The following is a 10,319-nucleotide window of genomic DNA, read 5'->3' as shown; positions in this document are numbered from 1 at the left end:
TCTGGTACTTGTTGCTTCGCTTCAACAGCATTAATTGCAGTTGAGATTGGTTTCAAGGCTTGCTGATAATCACCTTTCTGATACAAAGCTTGTGCCTTAAGCACATAGGCTTTTTGCTTTTGATCTGCACCAACCAGCTGTTCCCATTGGTCTAAATACGCCAACGTTTTGACATAATCACCTTGGCCCAAAGCCAGTTGCGCAAGGCTAAATAGAGTGTTTTGCTCCAGTGCTTCAGGAATCGCTTCTTCTTTGGTCACTTTATCGAAGTAACTCATCGCTTTGGCAATGTCGTCCTGGCCGTAATACATGTAACCGTAGAAATTCCAGAGCATGGCGCGCTCATAGCTGTTCATGCTACTCAGCTTACTCTCAACATTGTTTAGCGCTTTCAACCCGGCTTGCACATCGCCTTCATCCGCTAACTGCTGCGCGCGGGCTAACTGGCTATAAACTTGCTCGCGTAAGGCCGGTGTTTTCTTGCGCTCTTGCGCAATGGCACTGGCGTTAGCAAGTACCGAGAGCACAACAGATAATACAACGATAACTTGTATAAAATGACGCATTGACCTATCTCCTCTAACCATCTATCGCGAATGTGAGGCGATTTTGAACGCCCTGTACTTCAACAGGTTCGCCGTTAACCACGCGTGGCTTATATTTAAACTTTAAAACCGCATCCATCGCTGCCTGATCAAAAATGCTTTCAGGCTGCGCCTCAATAACATATGGGTCACGCACGGTTCCTTGCTTGGTGACCGTAAATTCCACCACCACATACCCTTCAATGCCGCGCTGAAGTGCGCGCCGCGGATATACGGCCTGAACTTTTACAATCGGCAAATACTCACCATCACTGGTATCGAGCCCAACCCCACCTGACAAGCTTGTATCCGCTTGAACATCGGTAGAGAAATCTAAGCCCGCCCCGTCATTATCCACCACATCGCTTTGCATTTGCGGTTGCGGCATATTCGGCGGCGGTTGCTCTGGCTCAGGTGGGCGCTGCGGCTTGCGTTCTTTTTCCTGCACGACCTCTTCAGGCTTCACGCGGACAAAGTCCAGCACACTGCCTTTCGGTGGTTCCGACATTGCACCTTCGCCACCGGCTATTAATGACTGCATTAAATAAAACAGCCCGGCAGTAACGGCGAAAGCAACAACTAAAGCGGCTAAAAAACGTTTCATAACTAGTCTTCTTGGGTTGCAATCGAGACATCAAATACACCCGCGGCACGGGCAGCATCCATCACCTTAATCAGGGTTTCAGTGGTGGCTTTTTTATCTGCCTGAATAACCACTGAACCTTGCGGATTTTCCGCATACAGGCGCTCAATGTTGGCTTGCACGGCGCGTGCATCCACTTGACGTTTGTTAATCCAAATTTCACCACTGTCGCTAATCGCAACAAGAATGTTGGCGCGGTCCTTTTGCACTGCAGTAGCTGCTTCTGGACGGTTCACGTCAATGCCCGACTCTTTGACAAAAGACGCCGTAACAATAAAGAAGATCAACATGATGAACACCACATCGAGCATTGGCGTCATATCAATTTGCGCTTCTTCTTCATCAATCAAATTTGCAAAATGCTGTTTCATTGCGCGCTACCTCTATGCGTGTTCAGTCGTATGTTTGTTTGAATGGTCAAGCAGTAAGCGGTCTTCAAGTTTGAGCCGCTCGCGCTTTGCCGTACGTTGTAGCCAGGTGGTTGCAAATACTCCTGACAGCGCACCAACCATTCCTGCCATGGTTGGAATGGTGGCTTTGGAAACACCCGCTGCCATCGATCGTGCATTGCCGGTTCCAGCCACGGCCATAACATCAAAAACTTCAATCATGCCGGTTACGGTGCCCATTAAGCCAAGCAGCGGACACAATGCGACCATGGCCTGCAAAATAGGTAGGTTGCCACCTAAAGCTAAGGAGACCCTTGAAATCATGGCCTCGCGAATTTGTTCTGCCTGCCACGATGACTTATCCGCCCGATTTTTCCATGCCTGCATCGCTGCTTTTGTGTTTTCTCGATGACCACGCAAGTAATAGAAAATACGCTCGAGAATCATTAACCACATGACAAAAATGAGTACGCCGATAACCAGCAGCACGTTGCCGCCGGTTTCGATGAAGTCTTGAATTGCGTTGGTGAACTCAAGCAGAAACATGATTAATGACTCCGCTCAGAGCGCTCCGCAATAATGCCAGACGCTTGTTCTTGCAGTATGTGCACAATGTTACGGCTGCGTGTGTTCAGAGTGGCGAATAACAATGTCATTGGAATGGCAACGACCAGACCCAATACGGTTGTTACGAGTGCTTGCGAAATACCACCCGCCATCAATTTCGGGTCGCCGGTGCCAAACAAGGTAATTGCCTGGAAGGTATTAATCATACCGGTTACGGTACCGAGTAAGCCCATCAGCGGCGCGACCACCGAAATAATCTTAATAAAGGTTAAGTTGCGCGTGATTTTTGGAATCTCACGCAAAATGGCCTCACTGAGCTTCAGCTCCAGCGTTTCAGTGTCGACATCTGGGTATTTGCTTTGCACCGCCATAACACGCCCCAGCGGGTTGTCATTGACTGGTTCCATGTTCTTCATCTGACGTTTCACTTTACCGCCCATCAGAATCAGGGTTACAAAGCGCTCTAATGCAATGAGTAAGCCGATAGCACCTAATGCCAAAATGATATAGCCGACCGTGCCACCTTGGTCGATACGCTCACCGAGGTCAGGCGCTTGTACCAATAGGCCAAGAATCGATCCACCCGTTGGGTCCATAGCGAACTTAACCGGATTGTTTTCTGCCGACTCAAGCGCACCAATGGTGTCAAGGTAGCGGCTCGATGGCTGACGAATTAACTCCGCCACCGTATCCGTGCCAGGCACAAGTTCTAAATAACGGCCATCCGCGACCATATTAAAGGTGCCCACACGGGTTACTGGCTTCTGCACCTTCTCACCGTTTGCAAGCGTCACTTCCGTGGCGAACTGGCTGACTTTGCCAGACTCGGTCATTTCTTGCAGAAGTGCTAACCACACTGACTCAATTTCTTCTATTGATGCCAACTTCGAGCTGCTGCCCATTTTTTGTGCGAGATCACTCAACTGTTCGCTGCGACCAGGAAACTCAACTGAAACAAACGAAGATTGCAGCTTACTGCTGGTGTCGCCCGCAACTTGTTGCAATACACCGAATAGCTCACGTAATGAACCCATGCGCTGGGTTAATGTGTCGGTAAGCCCGGCAAGTTCAATCTCGTTCTTTTCAAAATTGGTTTCTAACGTTTCGCTCAGTTGCTCCAAACGATCACGTTCGGCAATGGCTTCACGCAATATGCGCGCCTGCTCATTGGCTTCTGCGCGAAAGCGCGCTTCACGCTGTTGGTTCTCTTCAGACTGCGCAAACTGACCTTGTTGCAACTGTTGTAACAACTGGTCCAAATTTATCGGGTCTTGCGGCGCAGCAGCGGTGCTTGCTGAAAGTACCATTGCGGCGGCTGCTAACGTGGTGGTGAACAATTGTTTTAGCATGGTTACTCTCCAGCGCCAGTGGTGTTAGTAAAAACGGGAAGCATCAACAGATCAGGTGCAAGCTGTTTGCGCGCAACGCGCAGTGCTTCTTGTACATTGCTGGCATAGCTGGAATCTAAAGGCTGCCAATCGCCTTGTTGTTGATTCCAAACACCCATTTGATTGCCGTCGCGGGTTTTATAAACAAGTACCGTGCGGCCCATGCGCAAGAACTCGACGTCTTGTTGCTGACCGTCAACAGTCATTTCACCGTTATAGGCTTCGATATTACGGCCGTAATCAGCTTCAATTTGAAAGGCTTCCATAACGCGGCGAAATTTCTCTGAAACATCAACATCGGCGCGGTCCATCAAGTCACGTAGGCCAGCTACGCGCTCAGCGCGTTCTTCTGGCAAGAATGGCACGTCAAGCTCAACAAACTTGGCCAGACTATCAATCATGCGCAACATTAATGGGGTAATTTGACGCTCAACCACGCTCACTTCATCAATCGATGTATTGAGTTCGTTTTTTTCGGTGGCTTGGGCGTTAAGTTGTTTTTGCAGTTGCTGGGTATAAACTTCCAGCCCCTGAATTTGACGTGTTATTTGCTTATATTGCTGGATTCTCTCTTGGGTAGAGTCTGCAATTTTTTCAACAGTAAGTTGTGACGATTTCGCCGCTGCATTAATTTTGTTGGCCGCATCAACAACCGGCTCAAGCGATTGTTCTTGAGCGGCAAGCGGTGCGCTTAGCAACGCCAGTGCCGCGACCGAGGAAATAAAGGAATGCTTCATAACAATACCCTGCGCATCTAATGAGTGATGATGCGCACGATACTGCAGTTATGTGACAGCTTGGTGACTCTATTGTGTCAGTTATGTGTCAATATGACGGTTTTGTTTGATTTGTGTGACCATCTCGCGCATATCCACCCCGCTAGGGTGCTGGAACACACGCAAGCCAAACTCGGGCAGGATTGAAATCAAGTGATCGAAAATATCCGACTGAATGCCCTCGTACTCCACCCATTCAGTGGTGGCGGTAAAACAATATATCTCAAATGGCAAACCATCGGCGGTTGGGTTCAAATGACGCACCATTAAGGTCATTTCCTGATGCACCCGTGGATGATTTTTTAGGTACTGCAGCACATACGCGCGGAAGGTTCCCAAATTGCTTATACGACGCGTATTAACCGGCTCTTTGCCTTCGTCTTTCAGTTGTTGGTTCCAGTCATCAATTTCTTTTTGTTTCGTATTCAAATAGTCTTTCAACAAGCGAAAACGATGCAGCTTACCGCGCTCTTCTTCTGATAAAAAGTGAACGCTGTTCTGATCAAGCATCAGACTGCGCTTAATGCGACGCCCGCCCGACTCTTGCATACCCCGCCAGTTTTTAAACGGATCAGAAATAAAACGCTTGGTTGGTATGGTTGATATGGTTTTATCCCAGTTCTGCACTTTTACGGTATGCAGCGCGATATCAATTACATCACCATCAACACTTAAATTCGGCATTTCTACCCAGTCGCCCACGCGAATAATGTCATTCGAGGTAATTTGAACACTGGCAACCAATGATAATAATGTATCTTGAAACACCAACATCAATACCGCAGCCATGGCACCCAGACCGGATAAAAGTATGATGGGTGAGCGGTCAATCAATGCTGCAACTATAAGAATTGTGACAACGGCGTAGATACCAATTTTGACAACCTGGATATACCCTTTAATTGGTTTTTCATAGGCATTGGGTTGCCGTTCATAAACTGTATTTACCACCGTAAGTATGCCGCTAAGCGCGCGGCCGATGGTGAGCACTATGAAGGCGTTACATACATTGGTGACAACTATCGCAACTTCCTCGGGTAGGCCTGGTACCAAGCTAATCCCATAGGAAATAACCAGAGCCGGAACGACGTTGGCCAACCGCGCAATAATATTGCGCTCAAATAACTGGCGATCTTTTCCTGCTGGCGTGTAGGAAAGCGCCGTCATGGCACCGCGCATGAGCACTTTTTTGACAATAAAATTCGCGAGCCAGGCACCACCCAGCAACAGCGCCAATTTGACGACGGTGTCCATATCCGGGTGCTCTGAAAGCCATTGTTGCCACTGCTGAAATTGCTCTTGCATGCGGTTTTATCTCTGTGCGACACCGTATTGGCGAAGGGTTTTAAACTTCCCCTAACATAGCTGAAGCGGGTCGTTTTCTCAATGCTTGATATATTGCGAATCTAGCTAAATTCCAGTACCTTGTGTGAAAGTTTTATAGGACCTCACATGGCAACGTCGAGTATTTCAAAATCCCTTTTGACGAATGTACTCTCAGTGTACTTTGTACTGACACTGATCGTTACGTCCGTGCAGGTTGTGGGAGAATACTACGACACCAAAAACATGTTGGTGCAGGAATTAAACAACCAGCAAAGCACGTTCAGCCACTCGCTGGCCCGCTCATTATGGGAATATAACACACCGCAAATTGATGCAATCGCCGACGGACTTATCAATATTCCGGCCATTGCTGGCTTGGTTATTCGCGATGATACCGGTCGTATTGTCAGTCAACTTGGCCGCACGCCGCCATTGCGCGCATTCCCAGTTATTTCGGCGGACAGTTATGAATTGCCTGAACGCGAGGGTGTGTTTGGTTACTACGCAAAGCTAGTTTTTGAGTTCTCAGGCGACTCCACGCAAGTTGGCGATGTAACGCTCTATACCACCCGAGACATTGCCATTGAGCGTATAAAGGTGAGCCTGTACTTCATCATTGGCTCCGCCATTATCAAAAGTACATTTCTTATCATGCTCTTTAGTTTCGCCTTTCATCGCATGCTGAATCGCCCTATGCGCGACATGATTGGGCAAATCAAAAACTTCCGTCTTGATGACCTTGACCACTCGAAGTTGCATTTACGCAACCTGCGCAATACTGAATTCTTGCTGCTTGAACAAGCTTATAACCAACTGGTAGACAGCCTTAAAGATTATCAGGACGACCTTGACCGCACACAAAAACAATTGCTGCATGCCAATCGAAAACTGGATGAACAAAACGGTATTTTGGAGCAAGAAGTTGCCCGTAAAACCAGTAACTTGAGTCGGGTTCTGGTTGACCTTGAGCGCCAGAAAAACGACCTGGAACTGCGTCAGGAGTCATTGGAAAACGAAATTCGTCAACGCCGCATCATTGAAACCGATTTGCGTGAAATTAACAGCCGTTTGCAAGATTCGTTAAGTGCGCTTGAACGCGCCCAAGATCAATTGATTGAATCTGAGAAAATGGCTTCGCTTGGCGGTCTTGTGGCGGGTATTACGCATGATGTAAATACACCGATAGGTATTTCAGTGACAGCTGCAACCTACATTCGTGATCAACTCGCCGAGGCAGAGCGGGCGCTCGGTAATAAAGAGTTGACCCAGGCACAACTGAAAAAAGTTTTTGCGCTGAGTAAAGAGTCGCTCGACTTGCTTGAAAGCAACTTGGCGCGGGCATCCGATTTGATTAGTAGCTTCAAACAAGTGGCTGTTGATCAGACTTCAGAAGCCATACGCGATATTAATATGAAGCAATACGTGCAAGGCGTTATTCAAACCCTTAATCCACGTTTTAAGCCGTTTAAACCCAATATTCACGTCGCGTGCGCCGATGACATTAACGTGCGCTGCCCAGCTGGGGCATTTGCCCAGATTTTCACAAATTTAATCATAAATTCATTGATTCATGGCTTCGAAAATAAGCAAGATGGTGAAATACATATCACCATTAAACGCATCGATGACAAGCTTGAAATTACTTATAACGACAACGGAAAGGGTTTGGAACAGCAGCAGCTCGATCAGCTGTTTGACCCTTTCTTCACCACCAAAGTGCAACAAGGTGGCAGTGGCTTGGGTACGCATATTATTCGCAACCTGGTTACCCAAACACTAAATGGCACGATTGAAGCACAGAGCAAGCCCGGACACGGCTTAACCTATCGAATGACACTGTCAGTTACGTTTATTTAATTTTAAGCAAGGTTATGAACGCAACAGATACGTGTCGCATTGATTGATTCAAGGAACAAACATGTGGTTTAAGAACTTGCGTATTTACACGCTCGCAGAAGACTTTGCATTACCGGAAAATATTGAACAGCGCCTCGAGGAGCATGCCTTTCGGCCTTGCGGACGCCAGGAACTCGCGACTTTCGGGTGGAGTTCACCTTTTGGTCAAAATAGCGAGGTGCTTTCACACCAGCTTGGCACCAGTTATCTATTTTGTGCCCGCAAAGAAGAAAAGGTGTTACCTGCTGCGGTGGTTACTGCAGAACTTGATGAGGCCGTTGCCCAAATCGAAAGTGAGCAAGGTCGTAAAGTACCGAGCAAAGAAAAGCAAAACATGAAAGAAGACATTATTCATCGTTTGCTACCGCAAGCCTTTACGCGCTTTCGTTTAACCTGGGGCATGCTGGATACTGATTTGGGCATTGTTGTGGTTGATGCGTCAGCGGCTAACCGCGCTGAAGATTTTCTTGGCTTGTTACGCGGCAGCTTCGGCTCGTTACCGGTGAAGCCCCTATTTAGCGAAAACCCAAGTGAGCTCTACTTCACACAGTGGCTGAAAGACGGCAAAGCGCCGGGTTCATTTGATTTTGGTGACGAAGTTGAATTGCATGATGCTGCCGATGAAGGTGGCATTGTCCGTGTTCGTAAACATGCATTGACAGGTACTGAGATAGATACCCATATTGAACATGGTAAACAAGCTATAAAAATAGGGCTAAACTGGAACGATAGAATGACGTTTGTGCTTGAACATGATCTTGCAATAAAACGCTTCAAGCCAACCGACATGCTCATCGACGAGCAGGACAAGCTCGTTGATGCAACGCCAGAACAAAAAATTGATGCTGACTTTGCGCTCTTGGCCGGAGAAATTCGCGCGTTGTATCCTGACTTAGTTAGCTTATTTAAGGAAAAACAATGAACAACACATTACGTATCACCATGACAGCACTGGCCATCAGCTTCGCTTTGGTCGGTTGCAGCAAAGAACCAGCGCCAGTCGAACCGGCTGACACTGAGGTTGCCGAAACAACATTAGTTGCTGGCGCTGAGTCGCGCTTAGGCATTTACTATCCCGTTGATTTAAAAGCTGACTTGAGCCACCTCTCTGATCGCCAACGGCATGTTGTGGAGCTACTCATTGAAGCTTCAGAGATCATGGATAACTTATTTTGGCATCAGGCCTACGGCGCAAGCAAAGAGAGCTTATTGAGCCGTATCAATGATGAGCAAGTGCGCCGATTTGCAGATATAAACTACGGCCCTTGGGACCGTTTAGATAACAATAAGCCGTTTTTAACCGGGTTTGGTGAAAAGCCTGCAGGCGCCAACTTTTATCCTGCTGATATGACCAAAGCTGAGTTTGAACAAGCGCAGTTTCCTGGAAAAATTGACTTGTACACGTTGGTTCGTCGCAACGACCAAGGTGAACTGTATGCGATTCCCTATAATGAAGCCTACCGCAGTGAATTAGAGCGCGCGGCCGCATTGTTACGCGAAGCTGCTGAGTTTGCCGAAGATGAAGGCTTTAAAAAGTATCTAACCATGCGCGCCGATGCTTTTTTAAGTAATAACTACCAGCCGTCTGACTTTGCATGGATGGACATGACCGAAAACGCCATCGATGTGGTCATTGGCCCCATCGAAAGCTACGAAGACCAATTGTACGGCTATCGAGCTGGGTTTGAGTCTTACGTGTTAATCAAAGACTTGGCCTGGAGTGAAAAGCTCGCCGTTTACGCACAGTACTTACCTGAGCTGCAGCGCAACTTACCGGTGCCAGCCGAGTATAAAGCGGAAGTACCTGGTTCGGGTGCTCAGTTGAATGCCTACGACGTGGTTTACTATGCTGGCCACTCCAACGCTGGCAGTAAAACCATTGCGATTAACTTGCCGAACGATGAGCAAGTTCAACTGCAAAAAGGCACGCGCCGTTTACAACTGAAAAACGCCATGCAGGCAAAGTTTGATGCCATTTTGGTGCCTATCGCAAACGAGCTGATTGTGCCGGATCAGCGCCAACACATCACCTTTGATGCTTTTTTTGCCAATACCATGTTTCATGAAGTTGCACATGGTTTAGGCATTAAAAACCTTATTGGCCAAGAAGGAACGGTGCGTGAAGCCTTAAAAGAACATGCATCAGCGCTAGAAGAAGGCAAAGCTGATATTTTAGGTTTGTACATGGTCACGCAATTGCTGGAAGCTGGGGTGATTGAAGAAGGTACACTGGAAGATTATTACACCACGTTCTTAGCGGGCATTTTCCGCTCAGTGCGTTTCGGAGCGTCCAGCGCACACGGCAAAGCCAACATGATTCGCTTCAACTACTTTGAGCAAGCTGGTGCCTTTTCACGCAATGAGCAAGGCCAGTATTCAGTAAACATGGATGCCATGCGCGAAGCGATGAATAGCCTGTCAGAGAAAATTCTGACCCTGCAGGGCGACGGTGACTACGCGGGTGTTGGTGAGTTATTTGACACCATGGGTAATATTGGACCGCAGTTACAAGCTGATCTTGATCGCCTGTCAGCTGCCGACATTCCAGTTGATATAACCTTCCGTCAAGGCAAAGACGTGTTGGGTTTATAAGCATTCAAAGGGAGCCAAGGTGTTTGGCTCCCTTTCTCTCACCTTTCAATTTCGCCAATCACGCTCGGTCGAATTTATTAACAAACCAGTAGAGCGCTGCACTCGGTATTCCAGCAACAAGCGTTAAAATGAACCAAAAGAATCCATTCAATAAATGT

Annotated in this window: 9 protein-coding genes and 1 pseudogene; 3 read left to right on the top strand and 7 right to left on the bottom strand. The window is 47.6% G+C overall.

All coding sequences use genetic code 11. From position 1 onward, the window contains the following. The 7 genes and pseudogenes from ACN0UN_RS10095 to ACN0UN_RS10065 form a co-directional block, all read right to left on the bottom strand. Nucleotides 1-566: pseudogene (locus ACN0UN_RS10095) on the bottom strand (hypothetical protein); the annotation flags it as partial. 13 nt (nucleotides 567-579) lie between these two features. Continuing rightward, nucleotides 580-1,188 (bottom strand): energy transducer TonB, encoded by a 609-nt coding sequence (locus ACN0UN_RS10090; RefSeq protein WP_417659866.1) that lies wholly within the window; start codon nucleotides 1,186-1,188, stop codon nucleotides 580-582. A 2-nt stretch (nucleotides 1,189-1,190) separates the two neighbouring features. Beyond that, nucleotides 1,191-1,598, bottom strand: a complete 408-nt coding sequence (locus ACN0UN_RS10085; RefSeq protein ID WP_128352965.1) for an ExbD/TolR family protein — start codon at nucleotides 1,596-1,598, stop codon at nucleotides 1,191-1,193. A gap of 12 nt (nucleotides 1,599-1,610) precedes the next feature. Then, the gene (locus tag ACN0UN_RS10080; protein ID WP_417659868.1) at nucleotides 1,611-2,156 is read right to left on the bottom strand and encodes a MotA/TolQ/ExbB proton channel family protein; all 546 of its coding nucleotides are present in this window, start codon (nucleotides 2,154-2,156) and stop codon (nucleotides 1,611-1,613) included. An 8-nt stretch (nucleotides 2,157-2,164) separates the two neighbouring features. Continuing rightward, complete coding sequence (locus tag ACN0UN_RS10075) at nucleotides 2,165-3,532, bottom strand: MotA/TolQ/ExbB proton channel family protein (protein ID WP_417659865.1); 1,368 nt, start codon at nucleotides 3,530-3,532, stop codon at nucleotides 2,165-2,167. A 2-nt stretch (nucleotides 3,533-3,534) separates the two neighbouring features. Then, the gene (locus ACN0UN_RS10070) at nucleotides 3,535-4,308 is read right to left on the bottom strand and encodes a DUF3450 domain-containing protein (protein ID WP_339878464.1); all 774 of its coding nucleotides are present in this window, start codon (nucleotides 4,306-4,308) and stop codon (nucleotides 3,535-3,537) included. Between the two features lie 81 nt (nucleotides 4,309-4,389). After that, on the bottom strand, nucleotides 4,390-5,652 hold the full coding sequence (locus ACN0UN_RS10065; RefSeq protein WP_417659864.1) for a mechanosensitive ion channel family protein: 1,263 nt from the start codon (nucleotides 5,650-5,652) through the stop codon (nucleotides 4,390-4,392). Between the two features lie 147 nt (nucleotides 5,653-5,799). Here ACN0UN_RS10065 and ACN0UN_RS10060 point away from each other — a divergent pair, with 147 nt between their 5' ends. The 3 genes from ACN0UN_RS10060 to ACN0UN_RS10050 all read left to right on the top strand — a co-directional run bounded on the left by ACN0UN_RS10060 (nucleotide 5,800) and on the right by ACN0UN_RS10050 (nucleotide 10,161). Next, nucleotides 5,800-7,530, top strand: coding sequence for an ATP-binding protein (locus ACN0UN_RS10060; RefSeq protein ID WP_417659863.1), 1,731 nt, complete (start codon nucleotides 5,800-5,802; stop codon nucleotides 7,528-7,530). A 61-nt stretch (nucleotides 7,531-7,591) separates the two neighbouring features. Continuing rightward, the gene (rdgC, locus tag ACN0UN_RS10055; protein ID WP_417659862.1) at nucleotides 7,592-8,491 is read left to right on the top strand and encodes a recombination-associated protein RdgC; all 900 of its coding nucleotides are present in this window, start codon (nucleotides 7,592-7,594) and stop codon (nucleotides 8,489-8,491) included. Beyond that, a complete protein-coding gene (locus ACN0UN_RS10050) occupies nucleotides 8,488-10,161 on the top strand; it encodes a dipeptidyl-peptidase 3 family protein (protein WP_417659861.1) in 1,674 nt (557 codons plus the stop codon). Before rdgC ends, ACN0UN_RS10050 begins: the two co-directional genes overlap by 4 nt. The last annotated feature ends 158 nt before the right edge of the window (nucleotides 10,162-10,319 follow it).

Source organism: Pseudidiomarina sp., from assembly GCF_048267825.1.
Classification (GTDB): Bacteria; Pseudomonadota; Gammaproteobacteria; order Enterobacterales; family Alteromonadaceae; genus Pseudidiomarina.
The sequence above is the reverse complement of the archived record's forward strand: the minus strand, read 5'-3'. Positions and strand labels throughout refer to the sequence as shown.